General features: G+C 67.4%; 19 protein-coding genes and 1 tRNA gene. 11 read left to right on the top strand and 9 right to left on the bottom strand.

Annotated features, from left to right (window positions below; all coding sequences use genetic code 11):
- Positions 1 to 155: 155 nt before the first annotated feature.
- From clpX to tig, 3 genes are all read right to left on the bottom strand, one after another.
- The gene (gene clpX, locus HWX62_RS13100; protein WP_006489345.1) at positions 156 to 1,427 is read right to left on the bottom strand and encodes an ATP-dependent Clp protease ATP-binding subunit ClpX; all 1,272 of its coding nucleotides are present in this window, start codon (positions 1,425 to 1,427) and stop codon (positions 156 to 158) included.
- Positions 1,428 to 1,590: 163 nt separating this feature from the next.
- Complete coding sequence (gene clpP / locus HWX62_RS13095; protein WP_006496351.1) at positions 1,591 to 2,244, bottom strand: ATP-dependent Clp endopeptidase proteolytic subunit ClpP; 654 nt, start codon at positions 2,242 to 2,244, stop codon at positions 1,591 to 1,593.
- 140 nt (positions 2,245 to 2,384) lie between these two features.
- On the bottom strand, positions 2,385 to 3,731 hold the full coding sequence (tig, locus tag HWX62_RS13090; RefSeq protein WP_059585179.1) for a trigger factor: 1,347 nt from the start codon (positions 3,729 to 3,731) through the stop codon (positions 2,385 to 2,387).
- Between the two features lie 390 nt (positions 3,732 to 4,121).
- On the opposite strand from tig, the gene HWX62_RS13085 reads away from it, so the two are divergent.
- Together HWX62_RS13085 and HWX62_RS13080 are read left to right on the top strand one after the other, a co-directional pair.
- Positions 4,122 to 5,267, top strand: a complete 1,146-nt coding sequence (locus HWX62_RS13085; protein ID WP_175928957.1) for a glycerate kinase — start codon at positions 4,122 to 4,124, stop codon at positions 5,265 to 5,267.
- 62 nt (positions 5,268 to 5,329) lie between these two features.
- Entirely contained in the window at positions 5,330 to 5,779 is a 450-nt protein-coding gene (locus HWX62_RS13080; protein ID WP_129512350.1) for a MarR family transcriptional regulator, read from the top strand.
- Between the two features lie 133 nt (positions 5,780 to 5,912).
- Here the strand turns inward: HWX62_RS13080 and HWX62_RS13075 are convergent, their stop codons facing one another.
- The gene (locus HWX62_RS13075) at positions 5,913 to 6,911 is read right to left on the bottom strand and encodes a 2-dehydropantoate 2-reductase (protein ID WP_175928955.1); all 999 of its coding nucleotides are present in this window, start codon (positions 6,909 to 6,911) and stop codon (positions 5,913 to 5,915) included.
- Between the two features lie 109 nt (positions 6,912 to 7,020).
- Positions 7,021 to 8,163, bottom strand: a complete 1,143-nt coding sequence (locus tag HWX62_RS13070) for a helix-turn-helix transcriptional regulator (protein WP_175928953.1) — start codon at positions 8,161 to 8,163, stop codon at positions 7,021 to 7,023.
- 302 nt (positions 8,164 to 8,465) lie between these two features.
- On the opposite strand from HWX62_RS13070, the gene HWX62_RS13065 reads away from it, so the two are divergent.
- The 4 genes from HWX62_RS13065 (at position 8,466) to HWX62_RS13050 (ending at position 12,201) form a co-directional block, all read left to right on the top strand.
- Positions 8,466 to 9,512 (top strand): porin, encoded by a 1,047-nt coding sequence (locus tag HWX62_RS13065; protein WP_175928952.1) that lies wholly within the window; start codon positions 8,466 to 8,468, stop codon positions 9,510 to 9,512.
- A gap of 21 nt (positions 9,513 to 9,533) precedes the next feature.
- The gene (locus HWX62_RS13060; protein ID WP_175928950.1) at positions 9,534 to 10,736 is read left to right on the top strand and encodes an MFS transporter; all 1,203 of its coding nucleotides are present in this window, start codon (positions 9,534 to 9,536) and stop codon (positions 10,734 to 10,736) included.
- Between the two features lie 14 nt (positions 10,737 to 10,750).
- Entirely contained in the window at positions 10,751 to 11,860 is a 1,110-nt protein-coding gene (locus HWX62_RS13055) for a class II histone deacetylase (protein ID WP_175928948.1), read from the top strand.
- A gap of 110 nt (positions 11,861 to 11,970) precedes the next feature.
- Positions 11,971 to 12,201 (top strand): hypothetical protein, encoded by a 231-nt coding sequence (locus tag HWX62_RS13050; RefSeq protein ID WP_175928946.1) that lies wholly within the window; start codon positions 11,971 to 11,973, stop codon positions 12,199 to 12,201.
- Positions 12,202 to 12,569: 368 nt separating this feature from the next.
- Here HWX62_RS13050 and HWX62_RS13045 read toward each other — a convergent pair.
- Positions 12,570 to 12,656, bottom strand: a tRNA-Leu gene (locus HWX62_RS13045).
- Between the two features lie 235 nt (positions 12,657 to 12,891).
- Here HWX62_RS13045 and hpnD point away from each other — a divergent pair.
- Positions 12,892 to 13,725 (top strand): presqualene diphosphate synthase HpnD, encoded by an 834-nt coding sequence (gene hpnD / locus HWX62_RS13040; RefSeq protein ID WP_175928945.1) that lies wholly within the window; start codon positions 12,892 to 12,894, stop codon positions 13,723 to 13,725.
- A 10-nt stretch (positions 13,726 to 13,735) separates the two neighbouring features.
- On the opposite strand, the gene HWX62_RS13035 is transcribed toward hpnD, so the two are convergent.
- The 3 genes from HWX62_RS13035 to HWX62_RS13025 form a co-directional block, all read right to left on the bottom strand.
- Positions 13,736 to 14,956, bottom strand: a complete 1,221-nt coding sequence (locus tag HWX62_RS13035; protein WP_175928943.1) for a DUF1501 domain-containing protein — start codon at positions 14,954 to 14,956, stop codon at positions 13,736 to 13,738.
- Between the two features lie 67 nt (positions 14,957 to 15,023).
- Positions 15,024 to 16,526: a DUF1800 domain-containing protein gene (locus HWX62_RS13030; protein ID WP_175928941.1), complete on the bottom strand. Its 1,503-nt coding sequence runs from the start codon at positions 16,524 to 16,526 to the stop codon at positions 15,024 to 15,026.
- A gap of 134 nt (positions 16,527 to 16,660) precedes the next feature.
- Positions 16,661 to 16,939 (bottom strand): hypothetical protein, encoded by a 279-nt coding sequence (locus tag HWX62_RS13025; protein WP_175928939.1) that lies wholly within the window; start codon positions 16,937 to 16,939, stop codon positions 16,661 to 16,663.
- Between the two features lie 267 nt (positions 16,940 to 17,206).
- Between HWX62_RS13025 and ompR the strand changes: the two genes are divergently transcribed.
- From ompR to HWX62_RS13005, 4 genes are all read left to right on the top strand, one after another.
- Positions 17,207 to 17,932, top strand: coding sequence for a two-component system response regulator OmpR (gene ompR / locus HWX62_RS13020; protein ID WP_004199523.1), 726 nt, complete (start codon positions 17,207 to 17,209; stop codon positions 17,930 to 17,932).
- A gap of 41 nt (positions 17,933 to 17,973) precedes the next feature.
- Positions 17,974 to 19,335 carry an ATP-binding protein gene (locus HWX62_RS13015; RefSeq protein WP_175928937.1) on the top strand — a complete coding sequence of 454 codons (1,362 nt, stop codon included), beginning with the start codon at positions 17,974 to 17,976 and terminating at the stop codon, positions 19,333 to 19,335.
- Positions 19,336 to 19,524: 189 nt separating this feature from the next.
- Entirely contained in the window at positions 19,525 to 20,073 is a 549-nt protein-coding gene (locus HWX62_RS13010) for a peroxiredoxin (protein WP_009691824.1), read from the top strand.
- 76 nt (positions 20,074 to 20,149) lie between these two features.
- Positions 20,150 to 20,677, top strand: a complete 528-nt coding sequence (locus HWX62_RS13005; RefSeq protein ID WP_175928935.1) for a carboxymuconolactone decarboxylase family protein — start codon at positions 20,150 to 20,152, stop codon at positions 20,675 to 20,677.
- The last annotated feature ends 116 nt before the right edge of the window (positions 20,678 to 20,793 follow it).

Below are 20,793 nucleotides of genomic sequence, written 5' to 3'. Positions count from 1 at the left end.
CCGCCACAACGAATTGCAAGCCTTCAAGTGCGGGAAATATTCGGTAAGAAAGTAACCACCGCGTGTCGAGTCAGAGTTACCCACAAGATAAACGAAAAAAAGCCGCCCACGGACTCATGAACGGCCTTTTTCGCTGAACATCGTCGGCAAGCCGGTCAGTTCGAACCCGCCACCTTCGGCGTGTCCTCGTAGATCAGCAAGGGCTTGCCGTCCCCATCGATGACGTTCTCGTCGATGATGACCTTGCTGACCCCTTTCATCGTCGGCAGCTCGTACATCACGTCGAGCAACGCCTGTTCGATGATCGAACGCAAACCGCGCGCGCCGGTCTTGCGGCGGATCGCCTTGCGGGCGACTGCCTGCAGCGCGCCCGGCCGGATTTCCAGCTCGACGCGCTCCATCGCGAACAGCTTGTGATACTGCTTGACGAGCGCATTCTTCGGCTCGACCAGGATCTTCATCAGCGCGGCTTCGTCGAGCTTGCCGAGCGTCGCGACCACCGGCAGCCGGCCGATCAATTCGGGGATCAGACCGAATTTGATCAGGTCTTCCGGTTCCGTTTCGCGCAGCACCTCGCCCGCGTCGCGCTCCTGCTTGCTCTTGACCGTCGCGCCGAAGCCGATACCGGTTTTCTCGGTACGATCGGTGATCACCTTTTCGAGACCGTCGAACGCGCCGCCGCAGATGAACAGGATGTTGGTCGTGTCGACCTGGATGAAATCCTGGTTCGGGTGCTTGCGGCCGCCCTGCGGCGGCACCGACGCCATCGTGCCCTCGACGAGCTTCAGCAGCGCCTGCTGGACGCCCTCGCCCGACACGTCGCGCGTGATCGACGGGTTGTCCGACTTGCGGCTGATCTTGTCGATTTCGTCGATGTAGACGATCCCGCGCTGGGCCTTGTCGACCTCGTAGTTGCAGTTCTGCAACAGCTTCTGGATGATGTTCTCGACGTCCTCGCCGACGTAGCCGGCTTCGGTCAGCGTCGTCGCGTCGGCGATCACGAACGGCACGTTGAGCAACCGTGCGAGCGTCTGCGCGAGCAGCGTCTTGCCGGAGCCCGTCGGGCCGATCAGCAGGATGTTGCTCTTCGACAGCTCGACGTCGTCCTTCTTGTCGAGATGCTTCAGGCGCTTGTAGTGGTTGTACACGGCCACCGCGAGGATTTTCTTCGCGCGCTCCTGGCCGATCACGTACTGATCGAGGATGTCGCGAATTTCCTGCGGGCTCGGCAGATCCGACCGGGACAGGCTGGCCTCGACGCCGGCGGCAGCCGCCTCGTCGCGAATGATTTCGTTGCAGAGGTCGATACATTCATCGCAGATGAACACCGACGGGCCCGCGATGAGTTTTTTCACCTCATGCTGGCTCTTCCCGCAAAACGAGCAATACAACAGCTTCTCGCTGTTCGAACCTTTTTTGTCCGCCATGAATGTAGAGCCTCCGGACAGGTAAATGACATGATACGCCGATTGCTCCGAACGCCGCGCCTAGGGCGCGACCGGAGCCGGCTGGATGCGCTTGCCGCAGATGCTCAGGGCACTCGGGACGTGGCGGGGCGCCGGGCGAATCGGGGCGGCACCCCGTTTAAGCTCACGGGCGCTTCAGCAGCACCTGATCGATCAGCCCGTACGCCTTCGCGTCCTCGCTCGACATGAAGTTATCACGGTCGGTGTCGCGCGCGATGCGCTCGACGTCCTGGCCCGTATGCTGCGCGAGCAGGTTGTTCAACCGTTCCTTCAGGTAGAGGATCTCGCGCGCCTGGATCTCGATGTCGGAGGCCTGGCCGCGCGCGCCGCCCAGCGGCTGGTGAATCATCACGCGCGAATTCGGCAGCGCGAAGCGCTTGCCCTTCGCACCCGACGCGAGCAGGAACGCACCCATGCTGGCCGCGAGGCCCATGCACAGGGTCGACACGTCCGGCTTGATGAACTGCATCGTGTCGTAGATCGCCATCCCGGCCGACACCGAGCCGCCCGGGCTGTTGATGTAGAGGCTGATGTCCTTGTCGGGATTCTCGCTCTCGAGGAACAGCAATTGCGCGACCACGAGGTTGGCGGTCTGGTCGTTCACTTCGCCGACCATGAACACCAGGCGCTCCTTCAGGAGACGCGAATAGATGTCGTACGAACGCTCGCCGCGGCCGCTCGTTTCGACGACGATCGGCACCAGCCCCAGCGCTTGCGCCTCGAAACCCTGCGGCGCGTTCGAAGCAAGCATGTCCAGCAATTCAGCGCGAGTGATCATTCAATGAACCTTGTTCGAATGGAAAATTGAACGGAAGGAAGCCGCCCGCTCAATCGCCATATTAATGGCAACCGTGCGCTTGACGTAAAAACGGCGTGCGGGCCGTCGCTCCGACAGCCGGCACGCCGCTAGAGCGACACTTACGCTTGCGCCGATGCGCTCGCGAGTGCCTCGAAGCTCACTTCCTTGTCCGTCACCTTTGCCTTGCCCAGCACGAAGTCGACGACGTTGCTCTCAACGACGAACGCTTCCATCTCGGCGAGGCGCTGCTGGTTGGAATAATACCAGCGGACCACTTCCTTCGGGTCTTCGTAGCTCTTCGCGAACTCGTCGACTTCCGCGCGGATCTGCTCCGGCTTCGCTTCGAGGCCGTTCGCCTTCACCAGCTCGGCCAGCACGAGGCCCAGCTTCACGCGACGCTCTGCCTGCTCGGCGAACATCTCGGCCGGGATCGGTGCATCCTTCGCGTTCGGCACGCCGCGCTGCGCCAGATCCTGGCGCGCCATTTCGACGAGACGCTGCTGGTCCTGCTCGATCAGCGCCTTCGGCACGTCGAGCTCGGAAATCTTCAGCAGCGCGTCCATCACCTGGTTCTTGACGATCGACTGCGTGCGACGCTTCGCTTCGCGCTCGAGGTTTTCCTTGATCTCGGCACGCATCTTCGTGAGGTCGCCGTCTTCGATGCCGAGCGACTTCGCGAATTCCGCGTCGATTTCCGGCAGGTGCGGCCACTCGATCTTCTTCATCGTGACCGTGAACTGCGCCGTCTTGCCGGCGACGTCCTTGCCGTGGTAGTCATCCGGGAACTTGAGGTCGAACGTACGCTGTTCGCCGACCTTCAGGCCGAGCGCCGCCGTTTCGAATTCCGGCAGCATGCGGCCTTCGCCGAGCACGAACGGGAAATCTTCGGCCGTGCCGCCCTGGAACGCGACGTCGTCGATCTTGCCGACGAAGTCGACCGTCACGCGGTCGCCGTTCTTCGCTGCGGTGTCCGCGCCGCCGTCGCCGTGCTCGCCGGCTTCGCCGCGTGCGTGGTAGTGCACGCGCTGCTTGCGCAGGATGTCCAGCGTGCGGTCGATTTCGGCGTCGCCGATCGTCGTCGTCGAGCGCTCGACTTCAGCCGTCGCCAGATCGCCGATCTTCACTTCCGGGTAGACCTCGAACGTCGCGTCGAACGCGTATGCGTCTTCAGCCTGTTCCTGCTTCGGCTCGAAGCTCGGCTGGCCGGCGACGCGCAGGTTTTCCGCGCGGCTGATCGTGAAGAATTCCTGGCCGATCTTGTCGCTCAGCACTTCCGCCTCGACCTGACCCGCGTACTGTTGCGCGACCATCTTCAGCGGCACCTTGCCCGGGCGGAAACCCGGCATGCGCACGTTCTTCGCGAGTTTCTGGATGCGGGCATCGATTTCCTTCTGCACGGTGTCTTTCGGCAGGGAAATCGTCACACGGCGTTCAAGCTTGCCGAGGTTCTCAACAACGTTAGCCATGGCTTCAATCGTCCTAAAATTATTCGAGCGAATCGGGTTTTCCTTGCCGTGCCTGCCTGCAGCGTGAGGTGCGCACACTCACACGCCGCGCCGGGGCGCCACGCCATCCCTGCACGCGCCGGATGGCTAGCGCAAGCGGCTCGGAGCACGGCTTTGGCCGGAAGAATCGACTATTCTAGCAAACAATTTTCCTCGTACCGCCAGATCGGCACGACACGCGTGTGTCCCCGCCCCATCGACGGCCCGTTGCACGGCCATGCACACGGATCGCCGCTATGCCGAGCCACGTATCCACCCCGCGCCCGCCATCCTGTAAGCTCCGATAGCGTGTGAGCCACCCCCGTGGCCAACCATGCATTCTTCACACCAATCACACCCTCCGGAGACACCATGCCGCACCACCCGTCCGCGCCTGTCGTCGTCATCGCGCCCGATTCGTTCAAAGGCTCGCTTTCCGCCGAGCAGGTCGCGGACGCGATCGCCACCGGCATTCGCCGCGCGCGGCCCGACGCCGTCGTGCGCTGCTGCCCGATGGCCGACGGCGGCGAAGGCACGCTCGACGCGATGCTGGCGGGCGGCGGCACGCGGCGCACGCTGCGGGTGGCCGGCGCGTCGCTCGCACCGCGAGACGCGGCGGTCGGCGTGATCGATGCGCGTACCGCGATCGTCGAGACGGCCGAGATCGTCGGGATTACCGACCCGGTCGGCATGAGCGTGCCGGTCGACGCGCGCAGCACGCGCGGGATGGGCGAGGCGATCCGCACGCTGCTCGACGAGGGCGTGCGCCGCTTCTTCGTCGCGCTCGGCGGCAGCAGCACCAACGACGCGGGCGCCGGGCTGCTCGCGGGCCTCGGCCTGCAGTGCTTCGACGCCGACGGCCAGCCGCTCGAGCCCGTGCCGTCGCGGCTCGCCGACATCGCGCGCATCGACGTGTCGGCGCTCGATCCGCGCCTGAAGGAAACGGAATTCGTCGGCATGTCCGACGTCGACAACCCGCTGACGGGCGCGCATGGCGCCACCGCCGTGTTCGGTCCGCAAAAAGGCGTGACGGCCGCGCAGGTTGCGACCCTCGATGCCGCCCTCGCCCGATTCGCCGACCTGCTCGAAGCCGCGCTCGACCGTCACGGCCGCGACCTGCCGGGCGCGGGCGCCGCGGGCGGCCTCGGTTTCGCGCTGCACATGCTCGGTGCACGGTTCGAGGCCGGTGCCGAGGTGGTCGCGCGCCAGGTCGGGCTCGACGCCGCCCTGGCCGGCGCCGACTGGCTGATCACCGGCGAAGGCCGCTCCGACGTGCAGACGCTGCACGGCAAGGCGCCGTTCGTCGCGTGCCGGCACGCGCGGGCCGCCGGCGTGAGCGCGTCGCTGCTGTCCGGCGCGGTCGACCCGGCCGCGCTGCCGCGCCTGTCCGAGCATTTCTCCGGCTGTTTTTCGCCGGCGCCCGGGCCGATCACGCTCGACGTCGCGATCCGCGATGCGGCCAATCTGCTCGCGAACGAAGCGGAACAGTTGACACGCCTGAAGTACGGTGCACACTGACCGTTGACCCGAGCGCGCGATACAGGAACAATCGGGCCCGCCCTTTTTCTTCAGGATTCGACATGAAAGGCCGTCAAGCCGGGCTCGATCAGTTTCTGACCTATCGCCTCCATGCGCTTACGAAGCGCTCCGACCGCGGGATCGGCGAGGTGTACCGGCACAAGCTCGACATCTCGCTGCCCGAGGCGCGCGTGATCGCCGCCGTCGGCGCGTTCGGCCCGTTCTCGATCATGGACCTCGCGCGCCACACCAATCTCGACAAGAGCCAGGCGAGCCGCGCGGCCGAAGCGCTGCTGCGCCAGGGGCTGCTCGAGCGCAGCGCGAGCGACGAGGACGGCCGGATCGTGCTGATCGCACTGACCGCAGACGGCCGCGCGCTGCATCGCAAGATCATGCCGATCGTGCGCAAGTGGAACGACGGCTTGCTCGCGTGCCTGTCCGACAGCGAACGGCAGACGTTCGAGCGGCTGCTCGACAAGGTCGTCGCGCACGCAACGGAGCGCGACGACTGAGCCGCGCGCCGGCCCCGGCTTCGCCGGATGGCAAGGGCGGCAGGCTGCATTGATCCGACGAATCAGACAGGCCGCCCGGGTCGCGTCGCGCGCGATCCGGGCGGCCCGTTTGCATCATGCGGCCGCACAAGCGCTACAACCCGCTGTTCGCGGCGCGCTGACGCAACAAACCGAGCACCGCGTCGCAGTACGGGGTCGGCACACCGAGTTTGCGGCCGAGTTCCGGAAACACACCGAGAATCGGCCCGACCTCGAGCGGGCGCCCCGCTTCGAAATCCTGCAGCATCGACGTCTTGAACGCCCCGAGCTTGCGCGTGACCGCGATCCGCTCGGGGCCGCTCATGCCCGTGGATAGTCCGAGCTTCGCGCCGATCGCGGCCGCCTCTTCCATCATCCGCAACGCGAGATCCTGCGTGAACGGATCGTCGAGCAACTGCTCGGCCGTCGACCCGGTCAGCGCGCTCAGCGGATTCATGTTCATGTTGCCCCACAGCTTCGTCCAGATCTCGGTCCGGATCGCGGGCGTCGACTCGACGTCGAAACCGCCGGCCGCAAGCGCCGCGGCGAACCGCGCCGTGGCGACGTCGAGCCGCGGATCGGGCGTGCCGACGATCAGCCGGTTGCCGCGCCCGCGACGCACGACGCCCGGCGCGTCGGTACTCGACGACAGGTGCACGACGCAGCCGATCGCCTGCGCGGGCGGCAACGCGGCCGACACCGCGCCGCCCGGGTCGACCGCATCGAGCGGCACGCCGTCGATCGGCCCTTCGAGCCCGTGCGTGAACCACCACGGCAGCCCGTTCATCGCCGCGACGATCACGGTATCCGGCCCGACCAGCGGCGCGAGGCGCGCGGCCAGCGCCGGCAGCGCCTGCGCCTTCAGCGCGATCACCACGTAGTCCTGCACACCGAGTGCGGCCGCATCGTCGCTTGCCCGCACCGGCACCGACGAGGTTGCGCCCGCCTCGTCGATCACGCGCACGCCGTGCGTATTCAGCGCATCGAGCGTCGCGCCGCGTGCGTATGCGCTCACGGTCATGCCGGCTCTCGACAACGCGGCCGCGAGCAATCCGCCGATCGCGCCGACCCCGACCACCGCCGCGCGCACCGACCCTGAATTCGTGTCGTTCATGATGGGATTCCGTCTCCTGGGAGTTGACGAGCATAACGCTCAATGGTTGCGGACACAACCATTCGACCATCGCAGTGCGCGCCGCGTGGCACCCGTTCGTCCATGCGCCTCAGCGCGGCATGCCGCCCGCCTCCTCCGCGTCGTCGGTTGCGCCGCCCGTCGCGCCCAGCACGCCGGCGATCTGGCTCTTGTCGTGCATGCCGAGCTTGCGGTACGCGCAGCGCAGGTAGTGACGCACGGTCGTCGGCGAGATCGCCATCTGCTGCGCGACCTCCTTGTGCGAACGTCCGGCGCCGTAATAGCGGATCGCCGCGAGCTCGCGCGGGCTCAGCCGGTCGAGCAGCGAGCGCGGGCGCGCCTCGATCTGGAACAGCCCCGCGATCGGCACGCACTGGATGCGCAGCGCGTCGCCGACGAACGGCTGGCCCGGCTGGCGCCGCAGATGCGCGACGAGCGGCGCCGGCACGCGCGCGCCGGCCCAGTCCGGCCATTCGGTGCGCAGCACGTCGTCGAAACCGTGATCGGCATGATGCAGCACGCCGAAGCTGTCGCACAGCGCACGCGCGGCCGGCGCGACCGTGTCGGCGCGTTCGCGCGTGAGTTGCGCGGCGCGATTGATCGTCAGCGCGGCGGCCAGGTGGGGAATCACTTCCTCGAAACGTCGTGCGTCGTCGTCGCTGAACGGTCGATTCAGGCCCTGGCGGTAGATCGACATGAACGTCGTCAGGCCGAAACGGCGATCGAGCGTGCACACGCACATCAGTTGCGCGAGCCCGTACTTCACGCACCAGTCGCGAAACCGCGCATCGAGCCCCGGTTCGACGACCGTCAGCCGCACCGCGCGGCCGCGCGCGCCGTGCAGCGTGCGATGCGCGAGCGGATCGCAATCGCGCACGCGCTTCCAGTCGGGGAAGAACGCATGCGGCAAGCGGTACAGGAAGCTGTTGTGCATCACCGGGCCGGTCGGCAGATGGGTCGCGACACCCGTCCACGCGGCATCGAACGGAACGAGCGCCTGCAGCAGCGAGAAGAACCGGCATTCGAATTCGCCGATGCCGGACTGCGCGGCCACCGCGTACAGGTCGAGCAGCATCAGCCCGAGTTCGCGCTGCGCTGCGTCGCCGCGCGCGACGCCGTCGAAATCGTCGCGCCTGGACGGCAGCGGCGGCCACGCGAATTCGTCGAGCACGATGGCGGCCGGCACGTCGCGCAGCGCGTCGAGATCCTGCCCGATATCCGTCGTGATCCTCACCTTACGCTCCCCTGCCCGCTCGGGCTGCCGATGTTCGCAACGACACCGGCCGATTATAGCGAGCGGCTTTTTTGGCGGGCCACGGTGCCGGAACGGGCGCCCGCCCCATCCATTTGAACGGTACGCCGCACGTTGCTGCCGCGCAGCACGGCGCACGTCGGCGTCGCACGGCGTTCTCACCGTGCACCGCGGGTTTTCCGCACCGTTCATCTGGACGACTGTTCGACGGTTTTCCCGCTGCGGACACTGCGTCGCGACAACACCAACGACAAACCGATGCAGCACGGTATGGAGAGCCCCACGTGACGACACCCCGCTTCATCCGCACGGCCGCGGCCGCCGCGACACTTGCCGCGTGCGGCGCCGCCGCGCACGCGCAGTCCGCCCTCACGCTGTACGGCGCGCTCGACGCCGGCGTGCAATACCTGACGCACGCCGACGGGCATCGTTCGGCCGTGCGGTTGCAGAACTACGGCATCCTGCCTTCGCAGTTCGGCATCAAGGGCCACGAGGATCTCGGCGGCGGCTGGCGTGCGCTGTTCAAGCTCGAACAGGGCCTCAACCTCAACGACGGCACCGCGACCGTGCCCGGCTACGCATTCTTCCGCGGCGCATACGTGGGCATCGCGGGGCCGGTCGGCACCGTCACGCTCGGCCGCCAGTTCAGCGTGCTGTTCGACAAGACGCTGTTCTACGACCCGCTCTGGTACGGGTCGTACAGCGGCCAGGGCGTGCTCGTGCCGATGAACGCGAACTTCATCGACCACTCGGTGAAATACCAGTCGCCGACGTTCGCCGGCTTCGACGTCGAGGCGCTCGCCGCGACTTCCGGCGTCGCCGGCAACACGCGCGCGGGACGCGTGCTCGAACTCGGTGGCCAGTACACGAGCAACGGCCTGTCGGTCAGCGCGGTGCTGCACCAGGCGCACGGCGACGCATCGGCGGCCGACGACGCGTCCGCGCGGCGCCGCGAACTCGGCACGCTCGCCGCACGCTATGCGTTCGCGACGCTGCCGCTCACCGTCTACGCAGGCGCCGAACGCCTGACCGGCGACCTCGACGCGGCGCGCACGATCGTGTGGGGCGGCGCCCGCTACCTGGCGTCGAACGGTATCGGCCTGAACGCGGGCGTCTACCACACCGATTCGCGCACACCGGCGATCGGCCACCCGACGCTCTTCATCGCGAGCACCACCTATGCGCTGTCCAAACGCACCGTCGCCTACGTGAACCTCGGCTATGCGCGCAACAGCGGCCAGAGCTCGCAAACCGTCTACGAATACGACCCGACACCGCTCGCCGGCGCATCGCAGTTCGGCGCGATGGTGGGCATGTACCACCTGTTCTGATTCCCTCGACGAGATCCCGCCATGAAAACCCTGTCCCCGGATGCCGCCCTCTCGCCCGACGGCCGCGCGTCGACGTTCGCGCGCTCGACGCTCGTCGCGCTCGTCGTGTTCGCGGCCATCACGCCGCTGTTGCTGCTCGTGGCGCCCGCCGTCGCCGGTCAGCTCGCGACGCAGCTCGGCTTGTCCGCGTCGCAGATCGGCACCTACTTCTTCGTCGAGCTCGGCGCATTCAGCCTCGCGACCGTGCCGTCGTACCTGTGGCTCGGTCGCGTCGACGCGCGCCGCGTGGCGGCATGCGCGATCGCGCTGTTCGGCGCGGGCAACCTGCTGACCGCGCTGTGGATGCCGGGCTTCGCCGCGCTGCTCGCGCTGCGCGCGGTCACCGCGCTCGGCGGCGGCTCGTTGATGGTGCTCTGCATGACGAGCGCGGCGACGAGCCGCAACAGCGACCGCGTATACGGCCTGTGGGTCGTCGGCCAGTTGATCGCGGGCGCGATCGGCCTGTTCGTGCTGCCGCACGTGTTCGCCGCGTTCGGGCTGCGCGCGCTGTACGTCGCGCTCGCCGTGCTCGCGCTGCTCGCGGCACCGCTGTCGCGCGGCTTTCCGTCGTCGCTCGGCGCGCGGGCGGCATCCGCACACGGCGCGCGCGGCGACGCGCCGCGAACGCCGCGTAGCTTCGTCGTGCTCGCCATCGGCGCCGTGCTGACGTTCTATCTCGCGATCGGCAGCGTGTGGACATTCGCGAGCCGCGCGGCGGCCGAGGCCGGGCTCGATCCGCAGTCGACCGGCAACGTGCTCGCGATCGCGAGCGTGATGGGGATCGCCGGCGCGGCGCTCGCGTCGTGCGCGGGCGGCCGGCTCGCACGGCGCACGATGCTGGCGGCCGGCTACGCGCTGCTCGCGGCATCGCTCGTCGCGCTCGCCGCGATGCGCCACACGGGCGGCTACAGCGCGGCGATCTTCGCGTTCAAGTTCGCATGGACGTTCGTGCTGCCGTTCATCCTCGCGACCGTCGCGCAGATCGACACGTCGGGCCGCCTCGTCGCGACGCTCAATTTCGTGATCGGCGCGGGGCTTGCCGCCGGCCCGCTGCTGGCCGGCCTGATGCTCGATGCGGGCGGCACGATGCGCGCGCTGTTCGTGGTCGCGACGTCCGTCGCTGTCGTGTCGTTCGCCGCGCTGCGCCACATCGATCGCCGTTCTTCCGTTTCCTCCCAACCGTGACAGGTCACGCATCCATGAATCGCACTGCCTTCTTCACCGACGAACGTACTTTCTGGCATACCGGCGGCACGCACGCGCTGTTCTTCCCGGTCGGCGGCTGGGTCCAGCCGCCGTCGAGCGCGGGCTATGCGGAATCGCCCGATTCGAAGCGCCGCTTCCTGTCGCTCGTGCAGGCGTCGGGCCTGGCCGCCCAGCTCGACCTGCGCGGCGCCGAGCCCGCGACGACCGCCGACCTGCTGCGCATTCATCCCGCGCACTATCTCGACGCGTTCCGTGCGCTCAGCGACGCGAACGGCGGCGACCTCGGCGATCTCGCGCCATTCGGCAAGGGCAGCTACGACATCGCCGCGCTGTCGGCCGGCCTCGCGATCGCGGCGGTCGATGCGGTCGTCGGCGAGCGCGCGGCGAATGCGTTCTCGCTGTCGCGACCGCCCGGCCATCACTGCCTGCGCGACCGCCCGATGGGCTTCTGCATGCTCGCGAACATCCCGGTGGCGATCGAGGCCGCGCGCGCGAAGCACGGCATCGAGCGCGTCGCGGTGATCGACTGGGACGTGCATCACGGCAACGGCACGCAGTCGATCTACTACGACGATCCGGATACGCTGACGATCTCGCTGCACCAGGATCGCTGCTTTCCGCCCGGCTACAGCGGCGCCGACGATCGCGGCGCGGGCGCGGGCATCGGCGCGAACCTGAACGTGCCGCTGCTCGCGGGCAGCGGCGACGATGCCTACCGGTATGCGTTCGAGCGGATCGTGCTGCCGGCGCTCGCGCGTTTCCGCCCCGAGTTGATCGTCGTCGCGAGCGGCCTCGACGCGAGCGCGGTCGATCCGCTCGCGCGCATGCAGTTGCACAGCGACAGCTACCGGTTCATGACGCGCGCGATGAAGGACGCCGCGCAACGCCATTGCGGCGGGAGGCTCGTGATCGTTCACGAAGGCGGCTACTCGGAGGCGTACGTGCCGTTCTGCGGGCTTGCGATCGTCGAGGAACTGGCCGGCATCCGCACCGAGGTCGCCGATCCGATGCTCGACCTGGCGATCGCGCAGCAGCCGGGCGAGCGGTTCGTCCGGTTCCAGCGCGAACTGCTCGACGAACTGGCCGCCGCGTTCGGGTTGTAACGTGCGGGAACGAATGTGACGGGGCCGGCCCGCGCCGGCCCTTGCGCGATCCGTGCGGATGGGGTTTCCTGTGCCTTTATCCTGTTTCGGCACGAGGCCGCACTCTTCCGATGAAATCGTCCCCGCGCGAACACAACGACAACGCCAAAACGCGCCGCCAGCCGTCGAAGCTGGCCCTGAACATCGCCGCCGTGACGGTCGGCCTCATCACGTTCGCGATCGGTGCGGCGTGGGTGATCTATAGCTGGGTCGTCGATCGCGAAGCGCAGTATTTCGCGATTCCGCTGGTGTTCTCGGTGCCGGTGATCGTGGCCGTCGCGATCCGCAGCTTCTGGGAATAGGCGCGCCGGAAACGACGAAGCGCCCCGGTCTGGCGACGCACGGCGCTTCGTATCGCGCTCGTTTCAACCGAAGCGGCGCGCTGCGCGATCCGCGTGCAAGCGCATCACAGGCCGGGGTGAACGCGGCCAGCATCAGCGCCAGAACGGAAAGCGGGATGCGTGCGGTGTGTTTCATCGAGCGGCCCCTCGGTATCGTCGTGTTTCTTGCCTGAAAAACGCGCACGATATTACACGCGGGCGGGTTTTCGGGCGAGGTGCGAGTGCCTGGCGAGGAAACCGGCGTCGATATAGTCAATAAAAAAGCGCTGCGGTCGGCCGACCGGCAGCGCTTTTTCGCGGACGCCCCCGACGGGGACACGTCCGACTTCTGGTGCGTGAGGCCGGACTCGAACCGGCACACCCTTGCGGGCGTCAGGACCTAAACCTGGTGCGTCTACCAATTTCGCCACTCACGCGCATTTCCGTCGCCTGATCGCGCGGGACGCAAGATGCGTGCTCCACGCGCCCGGGACTTCACGCCGGCCCGAAAACCGGCACGCCCGATCAGGCGAGCGCGAGATTCTACCCGATCCGTGCGGCCTTGTCTCGCCCTGCCGGCACCCGTCGTGCGGCGGTGCTAGAATGCCGCGCTCGACGTTTCGGCAACGCGCCGCCGCGTGTCCCCCGAACCCGCCCCACACGATTTCGCCCGTGAACTTCGACGACTACTGTCAGCAAAAGGCCGCCCCCGCAGGCTCCAGCGTCTACTACGCGCTGCGCCAGGCGCCGCTCGCCACGCAGCCGCGCCTGACCGCGCTGTTCGCACTGCGCCGCGAACTCGAGGAAACCGTCAAGGAAACCAGCGATCCGACCGTCGGGCATACGAAGCTCGCATGGTGGCACAAGGAACTCGCAGCGCTGGCCGACGGGCAGCCGTCGCACCCCGTCACGAAAGCACTCGCGCAGCATCACCCGGCGATCGCCGCCGAGGCCGACGCACTGCGCGCGCTCGTCAACGGTTACGGGATGGATCTCGAGCAGGCGCGCTACCTCGACTTGCCGAACCTGCAACGTTATATCGCGCAGGTCGGCGGCACGTTCGCGTCGCTGGTCGCACGCGCCAGTTCGGCGCATCCGGCCGACCCGCAGCCGTGGGCCGCGGACGTCGGCCGCGCGCTGATGCTCGCGCAATTCGTGCAGGAACTCGGCAACGACGCGCGCCACGGCCGCATCTATCTGCCGATCGACGAACTGCAACGCTACAACGTCACCGCGGCCGACCTGCTGAACCGCCGCTACAGCCCGGCCTTCACCGAATTGCTGCAATTCCAGACAGCCCGCGCGCGCGACGCGCTGACCGCGGCCGATGCGGCGATTCCAGCCGCCGAGCGCCGCGCGCAGCGCACGCTGCGCGCGCAGATCGCGCTGGCCGGCGCGCTGCTCGACGAAATCGCGCGCGACGGCTACCAGGTGCTGCACCAGCGCATCGCGCTGACGCCGATCCGCAAGCTGTGGATCGCGTGGCGCGCCGCGCGCCGCCGCTGAGCGGCGCGCATCACGCCCTGAGCAGCGGCAGCGTGTCGAAACGCTGCTGCAGCACGCGCGTCGCATCGAGCCCCCACCAGGACCCAAGCACGGTCGCGTAAAGCTGGCGGAAATCGACGGCCACCGGCAGGTTGCCGTTGCCGTCGAGCCGTCCGAGCGCCGGCGGCGCACCGTACAGCCCGCCCGCCACACGGCCGCCCATCACGAAATGCGGCGCGGCCGTGCCATGGTCGGTGCCGTTGCTCTGGTTCTCGCGCACGCGCCGCCCGAATTCCGCATACGTCATCACGAGCGTCTCGTTCCAGCGCCCGAGTTCGATCAACGCCGCGCGCATTGCGCTCATGCCTTCCGCGAACTGCTTGAGCAGCGCCGCGTGCTGCCCCGGCTGATTCTGGTGCGTGTCGAAGCCGTTGAGCGTCAGGCGCAGCACCGCGACCCCGTCCTGCGCGCCGGGCCCCGACGCTTCGCACGCGGCCAGCACCTGCATCGCGGTCTTGACCGACGTGCCGAACGCACCGGCCGGAAAGGCCGTCCTGAATTCGCGCATCCCGCCGCGCGGGCGCAGCCGGTCGGCCGCCTTCACGATGTCGTTCTCGACGTCGATGATGTGCGCGAGCGCCGGGTTCTGCTCGCGCAGCGACGACGGCTCGGCGAGCCGGGCCGCACGGATGAACTGCGCGGGATTGACGAGCGCGATCGCGCGCGCGCCGTTCGACAGCGGCCCCATCTCGGCGCTGCCGAGCACGACGCCGTCCGCGGCGAAACCGGGCGGCACAGGCGCCTGCGCGAACGTGCGCGTGAGCCAGCCTTCGTGCAGGTACTGGTCCGAGCGCGACGCGGTGTCCCAGATCTCGATCGAGCGGAAATGCGACAGGTTCGGCTGCGGATAGCCGACACCCTGCACGACCGCGACCTGTCCGTCGCGCCACAGCGGCATCAGCGGCGCGAGCGCCGGGTGCAGCCCCGTCTGCGCGTCGAGCTGCAGCACCTGGTCGCGCTTGATGCCGATGCTGCGCCGGAACGAGTAGTACAGCGGATCGGCATAGGGCACCACCGTGTTGAGGCCGTCGTTGCCGCCCTTGAGCTCAACGAGGATCAGCACGTTCGCATACCCGGCCGCCGGCTTTCGCGCGGCCTGCGTCGCGGCAGCCGCCGTCGCCGGCGCCTGCCACATCGACACGCCGGCCGCGGCCGCCGCGCCCGTCAGCGTCAGAAAATCACGTCGGTTCATCGCACATCCTTTGGTTCGCCGCCCGGCGCCGTGGCCGCGGCAGCTGCCCGCTTCATCGTCGTTCGCATCATTTCAGTTGATAGGCCGGATCCATCAGCAGCGCCTCGAGATACGCGCTGCCGGTCGAATCCGTGTCGATCGCCGCGACCGGCGAAAGCTGCAGCACCGCGTGCTGCAACTGCAGCTCGGTCGACAATCCCGCCGTCGCCTGCGGCCGGGCACGATACTGGGCCAGCCAGCGTTCGAGGTCGAAACGCAGGCCGCCGCGCGCCGGCTTCGCGGGCGTGCCGCGCATGCCGGCGGCGGACGCCGCGTCGGCCACCGGCATCGCGTGCGCACGCGCGTTCGGGGGCGGCGTGCTCGCACGGGCCGGCGCGCGCATGCCGGCCGTCTCGGTCGCGCGGAACAATTGCTCGACGAACTGCTTGCGCGACAGCAGCGTGGTGCTGTTGATCCACAGCGCGCCGCCCGGCCAGCCCTTCACGTTCGGCGGGTAGAACAGGTTCTGCCCGAGCGTGCGCACGGTGTTCGCGAGCATCTGCGGATCGCCGTACGCCACGTCGAACAGCCGCACCGACCCGACGACGAATTCCACCGGCGACTTGACCAGCACGCCGCGGTTGCGCGGATCCCAGAACGCGTCGGTCGACCACAGCGCGGCGAGCGCCGCGCGAATGTCGTAGCCGCTCGAACGAAACCGGTCGGCCACCGCATCGAGCGCGCCCGGCTCCGGCGTATCGGACACGAACTCGCGCCACAGCTTGCCTGCGATGAAACGCGCGGTGCCCGGCCGCTTCAGCAGGATGTCGAGAAAACCGTCGCCGTCGAACGGCCCGGTTTCGCCGAGGATCGTCTTGTCGCCGGCATCGTGCCAGTCGGGTCGCACCACGAAGCGCAGCGTGTCGGGATCGACCGTCCAGCCGGTCATCGCGCGCGCGGCTTCGGTCACGTCGTATTGCGTGTAGTGCCCTTCGCCGAGCGTGAACAACTCCATCACCTCGCGCGCGAAATTTTCGTTCGGCCGCCCCTTGCGGTTGCTCGCGCCGTCGAGATACTGAAGCATCGCCGGATCCTTCGCGACCGCGTGCAGCAGCGCGCCGAAGTTGCCGAGCGCCTCGCGGCGAAACAGCGCGTTCTGCGCGGCCATCGTCTGCGGGTAAGGCACCTTGTCCTGCCCGGACGTGAAATGCCCGTGCCAGAACAGCGTCATGCGCTCGGTGAGCGGCGACGGCGTCGCGACCATCTCGTTGACCCACGCCGCACGCAACGCATCGTAGCGGCGATTGCGCTCGGCCTGCTCGTCGCGGCGCATGTCGGGCGTCAGCGCCTGGCGCTGCGCGCGCGTCGGCGGCGGCTCGGCGAGCCAGTCGGGCCACGTCGTGACGGGTTCGCGTCGCGCATTGCCGAGCGTGTCGGCGACGACCTGCGCGCGCGTCATGCCGACGATGCGCGCGACCTCGGCGGGCGCGGGAGAGAAACCGGTGCGACTCAGGAAAAACAGCGCGTCGTCGGCATCGAGCGTCGCCTGCATCGCAGGAGACGGCGCCGGTGCGGCAGCGTTCGCTTTCATCGTCATGGACTCCGGGAACGCACCGGCGGTGCGGATGCCCGTACAACGGCATTCGGCAGCCGAAAGTTGACCGCAAAAGTGCTACGAATTTTTTCCGCGCGGAGATTTCCGCGCAAGACGAACGACGGCACGTGTCAGCGCTTGTACAGCTCGCGAACGGCGTCTTCGATGTGCTGGCGCAGCAGGTGGCGCTCCTCGGGCGTCATGTGCCCGTCGCGGCGGCGCTGTTCGAGATCGGGAGGCACGGCGGAACGGACCGTCATGTCGGCGGCACGATCGGACTGCGGCGCTTTGCCGCGCGGCAGCTTGCGCGACGATGCGCCCGGGTCGGGGCGCTGCGCATACGCGAAGTTCGACGCATATGGACCGGCAAGCGCGATCGTCAGCATCAGTGCAATCCGGGCAGATCGCATGACCGTCCTCGCTTCTTTGGTCGATTTGTTCCCTTCGTCACGCGGCAACCGGCTACCTCTGGTACTTGAAAAACCCTGCGGAATTCGGGTGTGCAAAGATGAAAGATGGAGTGCAGGGGAGTATCTACCGAATTTCGGCTTCGAGTAAAGGAATCTCTATAGCCTGCCTTTACTCGGCGCGACACTACGGGTAAATTTTGTAACCGACTGTAACGCACGAAAATACGCGGCCGTGCGTCAATTCCCATTCGCGATAAGATGCCGATCATGGAAACGAAAAACCCCTCCAAGATTCTCGTCGTCGACGACGACCCTCGCCTGCGCGACCTGCTGCGCCGCTATCTCGGCGAGCAGGGTTTCAACGTCTACGTCGCGGAAAACGCGACCGCGATGAACAAGCTCTGGGTCCGCGAGCGGTTCGACCTGCTCGTGCTCGACCTGATGCTGCCCGGCGAGGACGGCCTGTCGATCTGCCGCCGGCTGCGCGGCAGCAACGACCGCACGCCGATCATCATGCTCACCGCGAAGGGCGAGGACGTCGATCGCATCGTCGGGCTCGAGATGGGCGCCGACGATTACCTGCCGAAGCCGTTCAACCCGCGCGAACTGGTCGCGCGCATTCATGCGGTGCTGCGCCGCCAGGCGCCGGCCGAGCTGCCGGGCGCCCCGTCGGAAACCACCGAGGTGTTCGAGTTCGGCGAATTCTCGCTGAATCTCGCCACGCGCACGCTGACGAAGTCCGGCCAGGAAATCCCGCTGACGACCGGCGAATTCTCGGTGCTGAAAGTGTTCGCGCGCCATCCGCGCCAGCCGCTGTCGCGCGAGAAGCTGATGGAGCTCGCGCGCGGCCGCGAATACGAAGTGTTCGACCGCAGCCTCGACGTGCAGATCTCGCGCCTGCGCAAACTGATCGAACCGGATCCGGGCAGCCCGCGCTTCATCCAGACCGTCTGGGGCCTCGGCTACGTGTTCATCCCGGACGGCGCCGCCTGAGCTTTTTCCTTCCCGGTTTCGCCCCGCCCACGGCCCGTCCCATGCGTATCGACCGGCGCCTTCTGCAGCTCGCGTTCGGCGGGCTGTTCTGGCGCACCTTCCTGCTGATCGCGCTGCTGATCTCGGTCAGTCTCGCCGCGTGGTTCCAGAGCTTTCGCGTGATCGAGCGCGAGCCGCGCGCGCAGCGCGTCGCGCTCCAGCTCGTCGCGGTCGTGAAGCTCACGCGCACCGCCCTGCTCTATTCCGATCCCGACTTGCGGCGCGCGCTGCTGCAGGACCTCGAAAGCAACGAGGGCGTGCGCGTCTATCCGCGCGAGAAAACCGACAAGTTCAAGCTGCAGCCCGACGAATCGCTGAACCGCCTGATCGAACACGACATCCGCAGCCGCCTCGGCGACGATACCGTGATCGCGCAGTCGGTCAACGACATCCCCGGCGTGTGGATCAGCTTCAAGATCGACGACGACGATTACTGGGTCGCGCTCGACCGCGACCAGCTCGACAACGTCACGGGCCTGCAGTGGGCCGGCTGGGGGCTGTTCGCGCTCGCGCTGTCGCTGTTCGGCTCCGCGTTCATCACGAGCCTCGTGAACCGGCCGTTCTCGCGGCTCGCGCTCGCCGCGCGCCAGGTCGGGTCGGGCCAGGCGCCCGAGCCGCTGCCCGAGCGCGGAATGGGCGTCGCGGCCGAGACCAACCGCAGCTTCAACCAGATGGTGCGCGACCTCGAACAGCTCGAGGCCGATCGCGCGCTGATGCTCGCGGGCATTTCGCACGACCTGCGCACGCCGCTCGCGCGGCTGCGGCTCGAAACCGAGATGAGCCCGTCCGATCAGGCGACCAAGGACGCGATGGTCGACGACATCGAGCAGATGGATCGCATCATCGCGGCATTCATCGACTACGCACGCCCGTCGCAGCGCAAACCCGAGCCGGTCGACCTGTCGTCGATCGCGCAGGAAGTCGCCGCGCGCGTGTCCGGCGAGGACGGTGTCGAGATTCGCACGCGGCTCGCGCCGAGCGCGATCATCGAAGCCGACGAGACCGACATGCGCCGCGTGATCGGCAACCTCGTCGAGAACGCGCGCAAGTACGGCCAGAGCAAGCAGGACGGCATCTCGCGCATCACGCTCGAGACGCGCGTGTCGCACCAGCGCGTCGAGCTGTCGGTGAGCGACGAAGGCCCCGGCATCCCCGAGGATCAATTGCCGCTCGTGATGCGGCCGTTCTACCGTGTCGACACCGCGCGCACCAAGGCGGACGGCACGGGCCTCGGGATGGCGATCGTGCTGCGCCTCGTCGGCCGCTACCGCGGCGCGCTGCGCCTGCGCAACCGCCAGCCGGAAGCCGGCCTCGAAGTCACGCTCGAATTCCCCGGCGCCGGCAAGGTGCGTGCGACCGCGTGACACGCGCACGCACGGATCTTGCGCGTCACACTATCGGCGCGGTTGACAAAAGCTATGAGCGTCGTTAGTCAAAATCTATTGAAGTGACTTACTAATAGTGTTATAGTTTTGCCCATGCTGTCACATCATCGTTGCAGCACCGAGGTAGCTTGACTCAGTCTTCTTCCCAACTCACACAGGAGTATCCGCATGAAAACCGTGGGCGATAAACTCGAAGCTTTCACCGTCGTAGCCGCGAAGCCGGGCTTCAACAATCACGAGGAAAACGGCCAGTCGGCGTTCGAGACCGTCACCGAAGCGTCGTTCCCGGGCAAGTGGAAGATCATCTACTTCTATCCGAAGGATTTCACGTTCGTGTGCCCGACGGAAATCGTCGAGTTCGCGAAGCTCGCGAAGCAGTTCGAAGAGCGCGACGCCGTGCTGCTCGGCGGCAGCTCGGACAACGAATTCGTCAAGCTCGCATGGCGCCGTGAGCACAAGGACCTCGACAAGCTGAACCACTACTCGTTCGGCGACGTCAAGGGCGAACTGATCGACCAGCTCGGCGTGCGCGACAAGGAAGCCGGCGTGGCCCTGCGTGCAACGTTCATCGTCGATCCGGACAACACGATCCAGCACGTGTCGGTGAACAACCTGAACGTCGGCCGCAGCCCGGAAGAAGTCCTGCGCATTCTGGACGGCCTGCAAACGGACGAACTGTGCCCGTGCAACCGTGCAGTCGGCGGCGCAACGCTGTAAGCGCATCGATGCACGAAGCCCGCGGCGCACGTCCTGCCTGCGGGCTTTTTTAACGGCCAACCCATAGGAGATATCAATGGAATTCCTCGATTCGATTAAGGCACGTATTCCCGATTACGCGAAGGACATTCGCCTGAACCTCGACGGCACGATCTCGCGCTCGTCGCTCGAAGGCACCGACGCAGTCGGCGTGGCGCTGGCGGCGGCCATCGCGGCGAAGAGCACGGTGCTCGTCAAGACGATCCGCGAAGCCGGCGTCCTGTCGCCCGAAGAGACGAACGCCGTGCTGACGGCGGCCGCGCTGATGGGGATGAACAACACCTGGTATCCGTATGTCGAGATGGCCGACGACGCCGACCTGAAGACGCAGCGCGCCGAATTGCGGATGGGTGCGTATGCGACGCACGGCGGCGTCGACAAGCGCAAGTTCGAGATGTACGCGCTCGCCGCGTCGATCGTCGGCAAGTGCCACTTCTGCGTGAAGTCGCACTATGCGCTGCTGAAGAACGAGCAAGGGATGACCGTCACGCAACTGCGCGACGTCGGCCGCATCGCATCGGTGATCAACGCCGCCGCGCAGGTGATCGCCGCCGAAGGCGCATAAGCGGCCGGCCGCGCGGCCGTGAGCCGCGCCTGCCGCAAACGAAAATGCCACGCATTCGCGTGGCATTTTTCATGTCGGCGATGAGCGCGCGGCGCGAACCGCACGCCGCCGCGGCC

Origin of the sequence: Burkholderia sp. BCC0506, from assembly GCF_902833145.1 — a bacterium.
In the GTDB taxonomy this organism is placed as follows: Bacteria; Pseudomonadota; Gammaproteobacteria; order Burkholderiales; family Burkholderiaceae; genus Burkholderia.
Note: the sequence above shows the minus strand (reverse complement) of the source record. Positions and strands in the feature narration are given on the sequence as shown.